Source organism: Agrobacterium sp. DKPNP3 (assembly GCF_052686535.1).
This window is the reverse complement of sequence record NZ_JBQYSN010000022.1, coordinates 1-15,192: the sequence shown is the minus strand read 5'-3', so window position 1 is coordinate 15,192 and position 15,192 is coordinate 1. Positions and strand designations below refer to the sequence as shown.

Sequence of the window (15,192 nt, the reverse complement as noted above, 5' to 3'; positions counted from 1 at the left end):
GCATCCGAAAAAATGCCGAAGACGCTCCCAATCTCAATCGGCGGACGGCAGCCGCCGCATGGTGAATTCGATGCGGTCACCCTCGAGCTGCCGCCAGCTTTCCACTTCGGTCCAATACGCTGCCTTTGGAAAACTGTCGAACCACTCCCGCGCCTTGGCGCGAGCTTCTTCGCGGCCGAGACAAAAGGTCTGGCGCACGAACATGCCGTCTCGCTGAGGAACGCCGCTGGCGCTTTCGCGCTCCTTGCGGTGATTGGCGATCCTGCGCTTCAGCCCGTCGAGCGGCGGCGGTCCGGTAAATTTCGTCATGATATTCACCTCTGGCACCTACATCTTTAAAGATAGTGACGACGCGCTGGCTTGGCGAGTCGAATTTGTGCGCGGCGCAAACACCTGCTAGACGCGGCGGGACACAGACTTCAATGCAGGAGAATGACGAAATGGAACGGCCAATCTTGCCGAAGGGCTTGCCCGAGGATATCGAAGACAAGAAGGCCGTTGCCCAAGCGTGGTTCCAGCACCTGCGCGATACCATCGTTGCCTCCTTCGAAACCCTGGAGAACGAACTCACAGGTCCCCTTTCCGATCAGGAGCCCGGCCGCTTCGTCCAGAAAGAATGGCTGCGCGACAATGGCGAAGGCGGCGGCGGCAAGATGTCGATGATGGAAGGCCGTGTCTTCGAGAAGGTCGGCGTCCACACGTCCACCGTCTATGGCGAGTTCTCGCCAGAATTCCGCAAGCAGATCCCGGGCGCCGAAGAGGACCCGCGCTTCTGGGCCTCCGGTCTGTCGCTCATCGCCCATCCGGTCAATCCCAATGTCCCGGCCGTGCACATGAACACGCGCATGGTCGTCACCACCAGTCACTGGTTTGGCGGAGGTGCGGATCTGACGCCCGTTCTGGGCCGCAGGCGGACGCAGGAAGACCCGGACACCCAATTGTTTCACAGGGGCTTCGAGATCACCTGCAACCGGCACCCCGTTGCGGATTATCCGCGCTATAAGGCATGGTGCGACGAATATTTCTTCCTGAAGCATCGCAACGAGCCGCGCGGCATTGGCGGCATCTTTTTCGACTGGTTGCATCCAGAAGAGGAGAAGGGCGGCTGGGACGCGAATTTTGCCTTCGTGCAGGATGTCGGCCGCGCCTTCAATCTCGTCTACCCGAAAATCGTCCGCTCCAATTTCAACCAGCCATGGACGGAAGAGGACCGCGACGAGCAGCTGATCCGCCGTGGCCGCTATGTGGAGTTCAACCTGCTTTATGACCGCGGCACCATCTTCGGCCTGAAGACCGGCGGCAATGTCGAGTCGATCCTCTCGTCCCTGCCACCGGTTGTGCGCTGGCCCTAGGGCGCTTCACGCAGATTTGACGCTCATCAGCCATTTCGTCGCAAATAGCGCGAATTAGGACTTATGGAAAAACCAAGGCAGTGATAGTCTCCTCCCGCAGACGTACTGGAGGAGCTATCGTCATGATTACTTCGAACAGCATGCCTATTTCTGCTTCCGCCGAGGGAGCATCGCAATCCATCGATACCACCGCATTGATTGACCGCCTTGCCGCCGAAATGCGCGCAACGGGCGATCGCGAACTGCCGCATTCCTTCTATGTCGAACAGGTGAAACGCACGCTCGCCGGAAAAGCCGTGAAGCGCGCGGATAACGACGAACGGCACAGCACAAAAATCCCGCCGGCCGGGACGTCCTCCGTTTTCCAGTGCTGGGCGATGCCCGAGTAAGTCAGGGTTCAGCAATCAAGGACGCCGCTTTGGAACATAAGCGGCGGACTTTTGTTTCATACCGCAGGGGCGGCACGTCACTTCACGCTGCCCTTTCGCTGAAACAGGGAGGCAAGACCATGAGACTTTTTGAATGTGGAACGCTCGTGCCCGGCTGTGCCTGGCACACCCGTGCGGATGATGACGCAGAAGTCGTTCGCCGCACTGTGGAACACATGCGTGCGGCTCACGGCGAAACCGTTATCCGCGAAAACATGATCGATAACATCAAGGCCCGCATCCGCGACGAGGCGAACGCGGCTTAACGCTGGAGCATCACCATTCCGGCGCTCTAGTGCTCGAGCATGTCCTTAAGCCGGGCGGTCAACGCTGCCCGGTTAAGCGAGAAGTTGACGTCTATCCACTTCTCCTCGAGGCTCTTCAAAAGATCGCCCACTTTTGGGCCAGCCTCAACACCGGCGGCCATCACATCAGCACCGCTAAGGGGAAAAGCGGGTTTCTGAAATTTTTCCGCCCTTGCCAGCAGCGTCGAAAAGCGCGCAACCTTTTGCATCGCCGTGTCGCCGGCCGAGATATCGGCACGGGCTGCTGCGAGCGCCAGCTTCAACCGTGCCTTCATGCCATCAACGCCTTGACGGTAAAGCAGACGGTCGAGAGCCGTGTCTTTAAGGTCGGGATCAGCCGCCGGCGCCGAAGCCCAGTTGGAAAGATAGGAAGCTTCCGCCTTTGACAGTCGCAGACGCGCGGAAAGAGCAGCGAGCCTCTCCCGGTCGGGCGGCACGATGGCAGCAAGCCGGAGCATAGGCTCAACCGCCCAGCCGAGGGCCTGCTCCGCCGCCACCAGCCCATGAATGGCATCGATACCCCATTTCTCGGTCTCGGGAAGAATTTCCGAGAGAACGCCCGATTGCCGCATCCAGAGCAGGGCGCGGGACGGATCGCGGGCGGAAAGCAGCTTCTTTACCTCGCTCCACACCCGCTCGGCGGAGAGCGTTGCCAGTTTGTCCTTGGCCCGCGCACTTGCTCTCAGACCATCCGCATCCGGCCTGCCGGAGCCGTAATGGGCAAAGAAGCGGAAAAAGCGCAAAATCCGCAGGTAATCTTCCGAAATCCGCGTCGCGGCATCGCCGATAAAGCGAACCGTCCCGGTTTCGATATCGGGCAAACCATTGATGAGATCGATGATTTCGCCATTTTCATCGGCGTAAAGCGCGTTGATGGTGAGGTCGCGCCGTTCCGCATCCGTCTGCCAGTCGGTACCGAAAGCCACCTGTGCGTGGCGGCCATTGGTTTCCACGTCACGGCGCAACGTCGTCACCTCGAAACCTTCGCCGTCGATCACGAGCGTCACCGTGCCGTGCTCGATGCCCGTTGGAACAGCCTTGATGCCCGCCGCCCTTGCCCGCGCCACCACCACATCAGGGGTAAGCGTCGTCGCCATGTCGACATCCGCGACGGGCAAGCCCAGGAGAGCGTTGCGAACGGCCCCGCCAACGATCCGCACTTCGCCGCCATCGGCATTCAGAAGCGCAAAGATGCGCTTCAGCGCCGGCTTTTCGAACCAGTCCTGACCGGCAAGGCTGCTCATGAATAAAACCTCTCGTAAATCGTCCTGACGATGCCCGCCGTAATGCCCCAAATGTAGCGCTCGCCATAGGGCATTTCGTAGAAAAACCGCTCCTTCCCCTGAAAGATGCGGCTGCCGCGCCCGTGGTTTTCGGGGTTCATCAGGAAGGACAGAGGCACCTCAAAAACCTCGTCCACTTCCGCCGGATTGAGCGTGAGGTCGAAGCCGGGCCGAACAACGGACAGCACCGGCTTGATGCGAAAGCCCGTACCGGAAATATAATCCGGCAGACGCCCCACGGTCTCTACGAAAGAGCGCGAAAGCCCGATTTCCTCTTCCGCCTCGCGCAGCGCCGCCTCCTCAGGCGTGCGGTCCTCGGCGTCGATACCGCCGCCCGGGAAGGAAATCTGGCCGGAATGCTTGCGCAGGGTGGAGGTGCGCTGGGTGAAGATCACCCGCGCGTCCTCGCCGTCATCGATAACGGGAACCAGAACCGCCGCATCCTTCAGTTTGATGCCGTTTCCGGACAGCACCACGCCCGGATTGAGAACGTGATCGCCATTTTCCCGCTCGGCAACGCCTTCGCCTTCCTGCAGCACCCGCCGGCGGAAGTCGGCGGCGGTAAAACCCTTCAGCGCCGTCATTGTCATTGCGAAAGCCGTTCCAGTTCATTGGCGGGCATGACCGGAAAAACGACGCCCCCCGAGCGCACCGCGAACATGTCGACGCCGTCCACCTCGATCACCTCTCCGAGTGCGACGAGGTCGTACATCACGGCCCGCGACACCAGCGCTTCCAGACGTCCGCGGACGAGAAGATAGGGCTTCAATTCCCGGTTCTCGCCGTAAATTTCAAACCGCAGCGGATGCTCCTGCCCCGCCTCCACCACATCGCCGACATTCGTGCGGAAAGTGAGTACGGGCTCGCCGGGCTCGCCATCCACCTCGCCCGCCGTCACCTTCATTTCCACGGCAACGAAAGGCGCATCGACGACCCGGATGCCGACTTTTTCCACAGGAGTCACGAGATAGGTTTTGCCATCCTCATCCTTGCGCAGAACAGTGGAAAACAGCCGAACCAGCGGCGCCCTGCCGATGGGCGTTCCGAGGTAGAACCAGGTGCCGTCGGCGCGGATTTCCATGTCGAGATCGCCGCAAAAGGGCGGATTCCAGCGCTCGACCGGGGCCGGTCCGCGCCGGGCGTCGCCGGTCTGTTCCGCGGCACGGGAAATCATCGCCGCCAGCCCTGCCGCATCGCCTGCCGAATTTATCGTCTCCGCTGCCATATTCGAGTCTCGCTTTGCCGATAAGGAAATACTAAGTCACGACATAGTCATTCGAATGGCGCTTGTCAGCGGCCAAGAGAGCAATAAGCTATATGCAGCGCAAAATCCGTTCCGGCCAACGGCCAGCAAAGCCGGAATGCAATTGCGACAGCGGCGAAGGTATGAGGAGAGCGACATGGGCGTGATGAATACCGGCGAAACCCTCGACGAAAAGGCGATCATCGCTTCCGCCGAAAAGGCGCTTTCCGACATTGCGGCCATCCGCACCGAAGTCTCCAAGGTCATCTTCGGTCAGGAAAAAGTGGTGCAGAACACGCTTCTCGCCATCCTTTCCGGTGGCCATGCGCTTCTCGTCGGCGTTCCCGGTCTTGCCAAGACCAAGCTTGTCACCACGCTTGGCACCGTGCTCGGCCTCGATGCCAACCGCATCCAGTTCACGCCGGACCTGATGCCGTCGGATATTCTCGGTTCAGAAGTCATGGACCAGGATGAAAACGGCCGCCGTTCCTTCCGCTTTATCAAGGGACCGGTTTTTGCGCAGTTGCTGATGGCCGATGAAGTCAACCGCGCCAGCCCGCGCACGCAGTCCGCGCTGCTGCAAGCCATGCAGGAATACCACATCACCATGGCCGGCCAGACCTATGAGCTGCCAAAGCCGTTCCACGTTCTCGCGACGCAGAACCCGCTGGAACAGGAAGGCACCTATCCGCTGCCGGAAGCCCAGCTCGACCGTTTTCTCCTTCAGGTGGATGTCGGTTATCCCGAACTCGCGGCCGAACGCCAGATCCTGCTCGACACGACGGGCACCGCCTCGGGTGAAGCACGTGGCGTGATCGATGCGTCCCGCATGATGGAGATACAGGCGCTGATCCGCCAGATGCCGGTCAGCGACAAGGTGGTGGACGCCATCCTGTCACTCGTCCGCTCCGCCCGCCCCGGTCACGGCAACAAGTTGACCGATAAAAACGTCGCCTGGGGTCCCGGTCCGCGCGCCGGCCAGTCGCTGATGCTGACGGCCCGTGCGCGTGCGCTGTACGAAGGCAGGCTCGCGCCGTCGCTTGACGATGTCTATGCGCTGGCCGAACCGGTTCTGGAACACCGCATGGCGCTGACCTTTGCGGCCCGCGCCGAAGGCATGTCGGTGCGCGATGTCATCGCGGCCCTCGTGGAGCAGGCGAAGAACTGAAGCGACGTTCGCGAAAGGACTGCATGTGGCATCCATCGGCCAGATCGTAGACAAGACGCCAGGTAGCGAAGTTCTCGCGCGCGCGCGCCAGCGCGCCGCCCTGGTGCCGGACTGCATGGTCGAGGCAAAGCGCATCGCCAACACCGTCACCGCAGGCTGGCATGGCCGCCGCAAGCGCGGCATCGGCGAAAATTTCTGGCAGTTCCGCCCCTATGCCGAGGGCGAAAGTCTCTCGCGCATCGACTGGCGGCGCTCCGCCCGCGACGATCACACCTATGTCCGTGACCGTGAATGGGAAGCGGCCCACACCATCTGGCTCTGGGCCGACATGTCGCCGTCGATGATGTTCAAATCGACCCTCGGCTCCGTTTCCAAGGAAAGCCGGGCGCTGGTACTGATGCTGGCGCTGGCGGAAATCCTCGCCCGCTCGGGCGAGCGCATCGGCTGCCCCGGCATCATGGAACCGGTTTCTGCCCGAAATGCCGCCGAACGGCTCGCCACCGCAATTATGCATGCGCCGCCGACCGAAGGCATGCCGGAAACGAGCATGATCCGTGGCGCGAGCGACATCGTTCTGATCGGCGATTTTCTTGATGATGCGCAGGCCGTGATGGAACGCATTTCGCCGCTCGCACGGCGGGGCCTGCGCGGCCACGTGGTGGAAATTGCCGATCCGGCTGAAGAGACCTTCCCCTATTCCGGCCGCACCGAATTCAGCGATCCGGAAACCGGCGAAAAACTGGTCTCCGGCCGTGCCGAGACCATTCGCGCGGACTATACCCGCGCCTATTTCGCCAGACACGAGGCGCTCTCCTCGTCACTTCGCCGTCTGGGCTGGAACTTCGTGTTCCATCGCACCGATCATCTCGCTTCCGAGGCATTGGTGGCCATGCACATGTATCTTTCCGGCGCGCCCGCGCAAGGCGGTGGCCGCCGATGAGCGCATTGCCTTTCGTCTTCACCAGCCCTTACATCCTCTTCGGCTTGCTGGCGCTGCCTGCCATCTGGTGGCTGCTGCGGCTCACCCCGCCACGCCCCAAGGCGGAAGTGTTCCCGCCGCTGAAGATCCTGGCGACGGTTTTGAAACGTGAGGAAACGCCGTCGAAAAGCCCGTGGTGGCTCACCCTGCTGCGCATGGCGCTTGCCGCCGCCGTAATTCTCGCGCTCGCAGATCCGGTGGTTAATCCACGCAACAGCGGCATCGCTGGCAGCGGCCCGCTGGTGCTGGTGGTTGACAATAGCTGGGCGTCTGCGCCCGACTGGGAAAGACGCGTGGCAACGGCGGAAGCCCTGATCGGGGATGCGGAGCGTGCCGAGCGCCCCGTCGCCATCGCTTTTACAGCCGATGCCGAACATGACGCCGTACCCGGAACGACAGCGGTCGCCCTGGAAAAGCTGGCAGCGGCAAAACCGAAGCCGCTCGTTCCAGATCGTGTCCGCACCGCCGAAGCCATAACCGAAGCGCTGAACGGCACGCCCCCCGGCACGCTCGCCTATATCACCGACGGCGTGCAAACCGCGCAGGATGAAAGCGCGATGCGAACACTCGCAAACCTCTCCCCCACCGAGTTTCGCATCGTGAAGGGCGACGGCAAGGCTATCGCCGCCATTACCGGCGCCACCAACAATGCCGATGCGATGAGCGTGACGCTTTCACGGCTCGACACAGCCGAAGCCGCCCGGCTGACCGTTAATGCGCAGGACAGCCAGGGCCGCATCCTCGCCAATGGCATCGCCACCTTCGCCCCCGGCGTGGCCGAAACCACCGCAACGGTGGAAGCGCCCTTCGAACTGCGCAACGATTTCGCCCGTCTTTCTCTTGAAGGTGTTTCGACGGCGGGTGCAGTGCATCTTCTCGATGACGGCTTCCGCCGCCGCCGCGTGGCGCTGCTGGCCGGCGAAACCGGCAATGATTTCCAGCCGCTGCTGCAGCCGCTTTATTATATCAGCCGCGCACTTCAGCCCTTCGTCGATCTCATTCCGCAGCGGCAGGCCGATCTGGCGCAGGCCATCCCGGAAATCCTGCAATCCAACCCCTCCGTCATCGTCATGGCCGATATCGGCCGCCTGCCGCAGGAAACCTATGAGCCGATGCAGAAATGGCTTGCGGGCGGCGGCACGTTGATCCGCTTCGCCGGGCCGCGCCTTGCCGCAGCACCTGCCGACGACCCACTGGTGCCCGTGACACTGAGACAGGGTGAACGCGCACTCGGCGGCGCGCTCTCCTGGGCAGAACCGCAGCCGCTTGCCGATTTCCCTGCATTCGGCGCTTTCGCCGGCATGCCGAAGGCCGACGGCATTCTCGTCAAACGCCAGGTTCTGGCCGAGCCGACACCTGATCTCGCCGAACGCACCTGGGCAAGCCTTGCCGATGGCACGCCGCTCGTCACCACCCGCAATGTCGAGGCGGGTCGCATCGTGCTGTTCCATGTCAGCGCCGAGGCCAGCTGGTCCGACCTGCCGATATCGGGCCACTTCGTCGATATGCTGCGCCGTATCGTGCAATTGTCCAAGGCAGGCGGCGCTTCGGCTTCCGCCAATGCACCGGCCGCCGCTCTGCCACCCTTCCGCCTGCTGACGGCCGAAGGCGCGCTGTCAGCCGAAATCGGCACTGCCCGGCCGCTGGAAATGCCCGCGGGCCAGCCTCCGCGCACCGGTTTCGACAATCCCCCCGGCCTTTACGGCACAGAGGATGGTTTCGTGGCTCTCAATCTCTTACCCGCAGGTGCCACACTTCGCCCGCTCGATACGTCAGCCGCCGGTGTCAGCACGTCAAGCGAAGCCCTGATCGGCGAAACGGCGAAATCGCTGCGCCCTGCCCTCTTCATCGCCGCCTTCCTCATGCTGATTGCCGACAGCCTGATCGTGCTCTTCATGAACGGCGCCTTCGCACGCCTGCCGAAAGCCCGCAGCGCCACAGTGGCTACAATGCTGCTGGCGCTTGGTGCCTTTGCCGCCATGGCACCAAACGATGCCCGCGCCGACGATCCCAAACCCGGCGACGAGCAAATATTCGAGCGGCTGGACACCACCCATCTCGCTTATGTCCGCACCGGCGAAGACGATGTCGACCGCATTTCAGAACAGGGTTTGCAGGGTTTGAGCGAATTCCTGACCTGGCGCACGACGCTGGAGCCCGGACAGCCTGTCGGCCTCGATATTTCCAAGGATGAATTGTCCTTCTATCCGATCATCTACTGGCCTGTTTCGGCCTCTGCCCCCATGCCGTCCAGCGCTGCCATCTCCCGCATCGACGCTTATATGCGTGCCGGCGGCACCGTGCTCTTCGACACACGCGACCAGTTCTCTTCGCTCGATACCGGCGCGACCAGCGCCAATGGCGAGCGTTTGCAGGCAATCCTCGCCAATATCGATATTCCGCCGCTGGAACCTGTGCCGGAAGACCATGTCCTGACGCGCTCCTTCTATTTGCTCACCAATTTCCCCGGCCGTTACAATGGCTCGCCGCTCTGGGTGGAATCGCGCCAGGGGGCCGCCAAGACCACCTCAGGCCTTTCCTCCTCTGGCGATGGCGTGACGCCGATCATGATAACCGGCAATGATTTCGCCGGCGCATGGGCCGTCGATGCGCAGGGCGCACCGGTCCTGCCCACTGTACCGCCCGACGAGATGCAGCGCGAACATGCCTTCCGCTCCGGCGTCAACATCATGATGTATATGCTGACCGGCAACTACAAGGCCGATCAGGTCCATGTTCCGGCACTTCTCGAACGGTTGGGGCAGTGACATGACATTGACTTTCGCCCCCTTCCTGCCGTGGATCGTGATCGCCATTCTGGCCGTCGCCGCTCTTCTCCTTTTCTTCATCGGCCTGTGGCGCGGCGTGCGTGGCGCATGGCTGCGCGGTCTGGCGCTCGCCGCGCTGCTCGCCGCCATCGCCAATCCGCTCCTGACGCAGGAGGAGCGCGAACCGCTTTCCACCATCGTCCCCGTCATCGTCGACCGCTCGCAAAGCCAGGATGTGCAGGACCGGCCGCAGATGACGGACACGGCGCTTAACGCGCTGAAAGACCGGCTGTCCCGTTTCCCGCGTATCGAGCCGCGCGTCGTTGAAGTGCGCGATAATGGTGAGAGCGATTCACCCTCGACTCAGCTTTTCTCGGCCTTGTCCTCCGCCGTTTCGGATGTCTCGCCTTCCCGCGTCGGCGGTGCGATCTTCCTCAGCGACGGCCAGATACATGATATTCCGAATGCGCAGCCCAATGCCGAACAGGCGCTCGGCTTCCGCGCACCCGTGCACGGCTTGATCACCGGCAAGGCTGATGAGTTCGACCGCCGCATCGAAATCGTTCGCGCCCCGCGCTTCGGTATTGTCAACGAGGAACAGCAACTGACGCTGCGGGTCTTCGATGATGGACGCCCGGCAGGCGGCGGTGCGGCTGAGGTGACGGTTAAGATGAATGGCGAAGAAATCGCCACGCTGCAGGCCACCCCCGGCCAACCGACGCCGTTCAATTTCAAGGTCCCACGCGGCGGCAACAATGTCATGGAATTTTCCGTTGCGGAAATCCCGGGCGAAGTGACTGTTGCCAATAATCGTGCCGTTCATCTGATCGAAGGCATCCGCCAGAACCTGCGCGTGCTGCTCGTCTCCGGTGAACCGCACGCCGGCGAGCGGGCGTGGCGCAACCTCCTGAAATCCGACGCCTCGGTCGATCTGGTGCATTTCACCATTTTGCGCCCGCCGGAAAAGCAGGACGGCACGCCGATCAACGAACTCTCGCTGATCGCCTTCCCCACCCGCGAGTTGTTCGTTGAGAAGATCAATGATTTCGATCTCATCATCTTCGACCGCTATCAGCATCGCGGCGTGCTGCCGATCCTCTATTACGATTACATCGCCCAATATGTCGAAAAAGGCGGCGCGCTCCTGATCGCCGCCGGGCCGGAACATGCCGGGCAGGATTCGATCGCCATGACCCCGCTCGCCTCCGTGCTGCCGGCGCAGCCGACAGGTCAGGTTCATCAGGCCGCCTTCTACCCGCGCCTTTCGGAAGCGGGCAAGAAGCACCCTGTCACCCGCGGGCTGGAAGGCTCGGGCAACGAGCCGCCCCAATGGGGCCGCTGGTTCCGCACCATCAGCGTCGACCCGCCGCAGGGCCAGACCGTGATGCTGGGCGACGGTCAGGACCCGCTGCTGGTGCTCAACCGGCAGGGTGAAGGCCGCGTCGCCATGTTGCTGTCCGATCAGGGTTGGCTCTGGGCGCGGGGCTATGAGGGCGGCGGCCCGCATGTGGCGCTTTACCGCCGCATCGCACACTGGCTGATGAAGGAACCGGAACTCGAGGAAGAGGCGCTGACGGCACGCGCCAACGGCCGCACCCTGCAGATCACCCGTCAGACAATCGGCGACGATCCCGGTCAGGCCAGCGTGCGTTTCCCTTCCGGCAAGACGGAAAACATGGCTTTCACCAGCAGCGAGCCCGGTCTCTACAGAATCGAGCGCCGCATGGATGAGACCGGCCTGTTCGAGATCAAGAACGGCGATTTCACCACCCTCGTTCATGTCGGCGCGGTGGACGCACCCGAATTCAAGGCAATGATTTCAACCACCGAAACGCTGAAACCGTTGGCCGACGCCACGAAGGGCAGCGTGCATCGTGTGGCCGATAATTCTGGCCGTATCGCTTTGCCGGATATTTTGCCGGTTCGCGGCGATATCAGGGTTGCCGATGAGGATCGCATGCTGATACGCATGACCGACGAGACGGTGCTGAAAGGCGTGAACACCCTGCCGCTCTTTGCCGGTTTTGCCGGGCTCGGCGCCCTGCTCCTTGCCTTCTCCGCGCTCTGGTGGCGTGAGGGCCGGTAAAGACTGCGGCCCGACGGCAGCGTCGGGTTTTCCGTCTCCAGCGTGAAACCGAAAGCGGTCGCCATCCGGCGTCTGGAGAACAGGCATGAATTTCGTTTTGAGTGATGTTGCCGACGCGGAAGTCGAAAAAGCCATTCGCGAGCCGTTGGTGGCCTACAACATCGCCCGCTTCGGCGAGAGCGACAAACGCGAGCTCAACATCACTATCCGCGATGAGGACAATACCGTCACCGGCGGCCTTGTTGGCCACACCGCCCGGGGCTGGCTTTACGTGCAGCTTCTTTTCGTGCCGGAGTCAATGCGCGGACAGGGCACGGCCTCGAAACTTCTGGCCATGGCCGAAGACGAGGCAAGAAAGCGCGGCTGCGTCGGCGCCTATATCGACACGATGAACCCGGACGCGCTCAGAACCTATGAACGCTACGGCTTCACCAAGATCGGCACGCTCGGGCCGCTTTCCAGCGGCCAGTCGATCACCTGGCTGGAGAAGCGGTTTTAGTCCCTAAGCGGCGATTCCCGCCGGATTAGCCTCAGCCGTTCGGCCCATGGCAGTGCGAATCTGCTGTCGAAGCCACACGGAGCCGGCATCCGCATCGGTCTGCAAGGTCCAGACCATGGCGACCGGCGGGAAATTCAACGTCACCGGCACCGGGCTTGTTTCGAGCCCCAGCATCGGAGCGTAACGCTGCGCGATGCGCGAGGAGACCGTCGCAAGCACGGCCGATGAATGCGCCGTGGCCAGCACCGAGAGAAAATCCGGCGCAGCGGCAACGACGTCGATCTCCAATCCGCTCAATTCCAACGCGTCCTTGATGCAGCCATGCAGGCTGTCTGTCTGCGATATCACCGCGTGTTTGGCTGACACATAGTCGTCCAGTCCAACGGGATTGGGCAGATCAAGCAAAGCGGGGTTAAAACAGCAAAGCACGCTGGAGGAATAAAGCGGCTCGCAATGGTGCCGCTGTTCCTTGGAATAGGTGCATCCGACAGCCATGTCGATAACGCCCGTATCCAGCATCGCAGTAATTTCCTGCTCCTGCCCGCTGCGGGCCAGAATGCGAATACCGGGCGCGATCTCCCGCAGTCGCGCCGTCAGATCCGGCAAAAGCAACAGCTCGACCTCGCTCGACATGCCCAGCCGGAATGTGCGGCGCTCCGTCGCCGGATCGAAGACGTCCGCCGTCAAAACCGCCGCCTGCGCCTGTCTCAGCGCCTGCCGCACCGGTCCCGCCAGCTTGAGCGCCCGCGCCGTTGGCTTCATTTCTTGCCCCACGCGAATGAAAAGCTCGTCCTGAAACAGGGTACGCAGCGTCGAGATATTGTGGCTCATCGCCGGCTGCTGGATTTTCAGCCGGCGCGCGGCGCGCGTCACGTTCATCTCCTCCATCATCGCATCGAAAGCGACGAGAAGATTGAGGTCGAAGGAACGGAGATTGAAATGATCGATAGTTTGCATAAGTCACATCGATTTGATTGCTGGCTTCCCTACACTTAGCTGGAGTGCGGAAAGTTTCAAGACGTTCCCTAACTCAGGAGCCTTTAATGCCATCACGTCGCTCACTTCTCAAAGGCGCCGCCAGCGCCCTCTTTGCAGCCCCTTTCATTGCGCCTTCCCTCGCCTTCGCCAAAGCGCCGCTCGCTGCCACACAGGCACCCGGCTTCTACAGGCTGATGGTCGGCAAGGTGGAAGTCACCGCCCTTTCGGATGGCGTCGTCGCGCTGCCGCTTGCAAAACTCTACACCAACACGACACCGGAACACGCATCCAAGGTGCTGAAGGATGCCTTCCTACCGGACGAGACGCCGACCTCCGTCAATGCGTTTCTGGTCAATACCGGCGACAGGCTGGTCCTGATCGATGCCGGCACCGGCACCTATCTCGGCGCGAGCCTTGGCAAGCTCGTCGCCAATATCGAAGCCTCGGGCTACAAGGCCGGTGAGATCGACGACGTCATCCTCACACACATCCATACCGACCATTCCGGCGGACTTTCGGCGAATGGCAAACGCGTCTTTGCCAACGCGACCCTGCACGTCAACAAGCGCGAAGCCGCTTTCTGGCTGGATGAGGCAAAGGCGAAGGCAGCGCCCGAAGCGATGAAAAAATATTATGCCGAAGCGAAGGAGAGCATCCAGCCCTATATCGATGCCGGCAAATTTGAGACGTTTAGCGATAACGGCGCGCCGGTTCCCGGTCTTGGGTCGATCCTCTATGCCGGCCACACACCAGGCCACAGCGCTGTCGTTCTGGAAAGCGAAGGCCAGAAAATCGTCTTCTGGGGCGATATCACCCATGGAGATATCCTCCAGTTCGATGAACCCGATGTCGCCATCGAGTTCGACGTTGACCAGAAGGCAGCGGTGGTCGCTCGCGATCTGGCATTCAAACAGGCGGTAGAAGGCAAGTATCTCGTGGCTGGCGCCCACATCGCCTTCCCCGGCATCGGCCACGTGCGCACCGACAGCACCAATTATGATTGGCTGCCGGTCAATTACGCGGCGCTATAACAAGAAGAAGATGTGGCCCGATTCTGAAAGATCGGGCCATCGCCTTGGGTCGCGACTTCAGGTCAGAGCTACCCGCCGTGTTTCCGCATTGATCATGGTCGCCGCAATGGCGGCCAGCACCAGCAGCCCGGCAAAGATGCCGACCGCGACGCCAAAACCCTGCGCAATGGCATAACCGAGCAGAGACGGCGCCAGCAGGCCGCCAAGTCGTGCCATGGCGCCCGCCGCCCCCATGCCGGTTGCCCGTGATTCGGTCGGGTAAAGCTCTGGCGTAAAGGCGTAGAGCGCCCCCCAGGTGCCGAGAAGGGCAAAACTCATGATCAACAGCGAAGCCGCAACCATGACGCCCCCGGCCGCGAGCGCGAACAGCAGGCAACCGAGCGCAGACAGCAGGCAAAAGCCGATCAGCGTCGGCTTGCGGCCCCATTTTTCAACGCCATAGGCGGCAAGCGCATAACCGGGGATCTGCGCCAGCGCGACCAGCACCAGAAAGCCGTAACCGCGCACGAAGCCGAAACCGTCACCCGCCAGTTTCGCCGGCATCCAGGTGAAGACGCCGTAATAGGAAACGGAAACGAGGAACCAGATGGCGAGGATCATGATGCTGCGCTGCCTGAGCGCCGGTGAAAAGATACCCTGGCCCTTGGCCACATCAGGCTGGAAAAGCCCTGTTCCGGCATCGAGCGGCGCGCGGCCATTCGTGACCAGCATGCGGTTGACGACGGCCTTGGCTTCCTCCAATCGCCCCGTGCGCAGCAGGTAAAGCGGCGATTCCGGCACCAGAAAGCGTAAGCCAAGGCCGAGAACCGCCGGAAAAGCCGTCACCGCGAATATATACCGCCACGCATCGACAACGCCGGCAAGGCTGGCGCCCCAGGCCGCGAGCGCCACGATCAATGTCCCGACAGCCCAGAAACCTTCCAGAAACACCAGCCAGCGTCCCCTGTTCTTGGCCGGCAGGAACTCGGCCATCATCGCATAATCCACCGGCAGCGTGCCGCCCACGGCGGCCCCGGTGAGAAAACGCAGGACGAGCAGAATAGTGAAATCAGGCGCGAACACCGAAAGCACG

Annotated in this window: 15 protein-coding genes; 9 read left to right on the top strand and 6 right to left on the bottom strand. The window is 61.9% G+C overall.

Features of this window, described 5'->3' with window-relative positions; translation table 11 throughout:
* Window positions 1-33 precede the first annotated feature (33 nt).
* Window positions 34-309 (bottom strand): hypothetical protein, encoded by a 276-nt coding sequence (locus tag ACUTJJ_RS08830; protein ID WP_063950690.1) that lies wholly within the window; start codon window positions 307-309, stop codon window positions 34-36.
* A 131-nt stretch (window positions 310-440) separates the two neighbouring features.
* Here ACUTJJ_RS08830 and hemF point away from each other — a divergent pair, with 131 nt between their 5' ends.
* From hemF to ACUTJJ_RS08815, 3 genes are all read left to right on the top strand, one after another.
* Entirely contained in the window at window positions 441-1,352 is a 912-nt protein-coding gene (gene hemF, locus ACUTJJ_RS08825) for an oxygen-dependent coproporphyrinogen oxidase (protein WP_209087436.1), read from the top strand.
* 122 nt (window positions 1,353-1,474) lie between these two features.
* Window positions 1,475-1,741 carry a hypothetical protein gene (locus tag ACUTJJ_RS08820; RefSeq protein WP_063950692.1) on the top strand — a complete coding sequence of 89 codons (267 nt, stop codon included), beginning with the start codon at window positions 1,475-1,477 and terminating at the stop codon, window positions 1,739-1,741.
* Between the two features lie 119 nt (window positions 1,742-1,860).
* Window positions 1,861-2,046, top strand: a complete 186-nt coding sequence (locus ACUTJJ_RS08815; RefSeq protein WP_063950693.1) for a DUF1059 domain-containing protein — start codon at window positions 1,861-1,863, stop codon at window positions 2,044-2,046.
* 26 nt (window positions 2,047-2,072) lie between these two features.
* On the opposite strand, the gene ACUTJJ_RS08810 is transcribed toward ACUTJJ_RS08815, so the two are convergent.
* The 3 genes from ACUTJJ_RS08810 to ACUTJJ_RS08800 are packed head-to-tail and all read right to left on the bottom strand — an operon-like array spanning window position 2,073 to window position 4,593.
* Entirely contained in the window at window positions 2,073-3,329 is a 1,257-nt protein-coding gene (locus ACUTJJ_RS08810; RefSeq protein ID WP_445541906.1) for a CCA tRNA nucleotidyltransferase, read from the bottom strand.
* A complete protein-coding gene (locus ACUTJJ_RS08805; protein WP_144577221.1) occupies window positions 3,326-3,958 on the bottom strand; it encodes an NUDIX hydrolase in 633 nt (210 codons plus the stop codon). Before ACUTJJ_RS08805 ends, ACUTJJ_RS08810 begins: the two co-directional genes overlap by 4 nt.
* Window positions 3,955-4,593 carry a DUF1285 domain-containing protein gene (locus tag ACUTJJ_RS08800; RefSeq protein ID WP_445541905.1) on the bottom strand — a complete coding sequence of 213 codons (639 nt, stop codon included), beginning with the start codon at window positions 4,591-4,593 and terminating at the stop codon, window positions 3,955-3,957. The genes ACUTJJ_RS08805 and ACUTJJ_RS08800 overlap by 4 nt, the downstream gene beginning before the upstream one ends.
* 175 nt (window positions 4,594-4,768) lie before the next feature.
* Between ACUTJJ_RS08800 and ACUTJJ_RS08795 the strand changes: the two genes are divergently transcribed.
* The 5 genes from ACUTJJ_RS08795 (at window position 4,769) to ACUTJJ_RS08775 (ending at window position 12,111) form a co-directional block, all read left to right on the top strand.
* Complete coding sequence (locus ACUTJJ_RS08795; RefSeq protein WP_445541904.1) at window positions 4,769-5,779, top strand: AAA family ATPase; 1,011 nt, start codon at window positions 4,769-4,771, stop codon at window positions 5,777-5,779.
* A 25-nt stretch (window positions 5,780-5,804) separates the two neighbouring features.
* Complete coding sequence (locus ACUTJJ_RS08790) at window positions 5,805-6,719, top strand: DUF58 domain-containing protein (RefSeq protein WP_445541903.1); 915 nt, start codon at window positions 5,805-5,807, stop codon at window positions 6,717-6,719.
* Entirely contained in the window at window positions 6,716-9,526 is a 2,811-nt protein-coding gene (locus tag ACUTJJ_RS08785; RefSeq protein WP_445541902.1) for a DUF4159 domain-containing protein, read from the top strand. Before ACUTJJ_RS08790 ends, ACUTJJ_RS08785 begins: the two co-directional genes overlap by 4 nt.
* Window position 9,527: 1 nt before the next feature.
* Entirely contained in the window at window positions 9,528-11,612 is a 2,085-nt protein-coding gene (locus ACUTJJ_RS08780) for a hypothetical protein (protein WP_445541901.1), read from the top strand.
* An 85-nt stretch (window positions 11,613-11,697) separates the two neighbouring features.
* The gene (locus ACUTJJ_RS08775; protein WP_445541900.1) at window positions 11,698-12,111 is read left to right on the top strand and encodes a GNAT family N-acetyltransferase; all 414 of its coding nucleotides are present in this window, start codon (window positions 11,698-11,700) and stop codon (window positions 12,109-12,111) included.
* Window positions 12,112-12,114: 3 nt separating this feature from the next.
* Here the strand turns inward: ACUTJJ_RS08775 and ACUTJJ_RS08770 are convergent, their stop codons facing one another.
* Complete coding sequence (locus tag ACUTJJ_RS08770) at window positions 12,115-13,068, bottom strand: LysR substrate-binding domain-containing protein (protein ID WP_445541899.1); 954 nt, start codon at window positions 13,066-13,068, stop codon at window positions 12,115-12,117.
* Window positions 13,069-13,154: 86 nt separating this feature from the next.
* Between ACUTJJ_RS08770 and ACUTJJ_RS08765 the strand changes: the two genes are divergently transcribed.
* Window positions 13,155-14,120, top strand: coding sequence for an MBL fold metallo-hydrolase (locus ACUTJJ_RS08765; protein WP_445541898.1), 966 nt, complete (start codon window positions 13,155-13,157; stop codon window positions 14,118-14,120).
* Window positions 14,121-14,177: 57 nt separating this feature from the next.
* Here ACUTJJ_RS08765 and ACUTJJ_RS08760 read toward each other — a convergent pair.
* A partial coding sequence (locus ACUTJJ_RS08760) for an MFS transporter (protein WP_445541897.1) occupies window positions 14,178-15,192 on the bottom strand: 1,015 nt, incomplete at its 5' end.

Excerpts from the sequence above, each read along its gene's own strand:
- ACUTJJ_RS08830 (WP_063950690.1), bottom strand. The coding sequence starts at position 309 with ATGACGAAATTTACCGGACCGCCGCCGCTCGACGGGCTGAAGCGCAGG.
- hemF (WP_209087436.1), top strand. The coding sequence starts at position 441 with ATGGAACGGCCAATCTTGCCGAAGGGCTTGCCCGAGGATATCGAAGAC.
- ACUTJJ_RS08820 (WP_063950692.1), top strand. The coding sequence starts at position 1,475 with ATGATTACTTCGAACAGCATGCCTATTTCTGCTTCCGCCGAGGGAGCA.
- ACUTJJ_RS08815 (WP_063950693.1), top strand. The coding sequence starts at position 1,861 with ATGAGACTTTTTGAATGTGGAACGCTCGTGCCCGGCTGTGCCTGGCAC.
- ACUTJJ_RS08810 (WP_445541906.1), bottom strand. The coding sequence starts at position 3,329 with ATGAGCAGCCTTGCCGGTCAGGACTGGTTCGAAAAGCCGGCGCTGAAG.
- ACUTJJ_RS08805 (WP_144577221.1), bottom strand. The coding sequence starts at position 3,958 with ATGACAATGACGGCGCTGAAGGGTTTTACCGCCGCCGACTTCCGCCGG.
- ACUTJJ_RS08800 (WP_445541905.1), bottom strand. The coding sequence starts at position 4,593 with ATGGCAGCGGAGACGATAAATTCGGCAGGCGATGCGGCAGGGCTGGCG.
- ACUTJJ_RS08795 (WP_445541904.1), top strand. The coding sequence starts at position 4,769 with ATGGGCGTGATGAATACCGGCGAAACCCTCGACGAAAAGGCGATCATC.
- ACUTJJ_RS08785 (WP_445541902.1), top strand. The coding sequence starts at position 6,716 with ATGAGCGCATTGCCTTTCGTCTTCACCAGCCCTTACATCCTCTTCGGC.
- ACUTJJ_RS08780 (WP_445541901.1), top strand. The coding sequence starts at position 9,528 with ATGACATTGACTTTCGCCCCCTTCCTGCCGTGGATCGTGATCGCCATT.
- ACUTJJ_RS08775 (WP_445541900.1), top strand. The coding sequence starts at position 11,698 with ATGAATTTCGTTTTGAGTGATGTTGCCGACGCGGAAGTCGAAAAAGCC.
- ACUTJJ_RS08770 (WP_445541899.1), bottom strand. The coding sequence starts at position 13,068 with ATGCAAACTATCGATCATTTCAATCTCCGTTCCTTCGACCTCAATCTT.
- ACUTJJ_RS08765 (WP_445541898.1), top strand. The coding sequence starts at position 13,155 with ATGCCATCACGTCGCTCACTTCTCAAAGGCGCCGCCAGCGCCCTCTTT.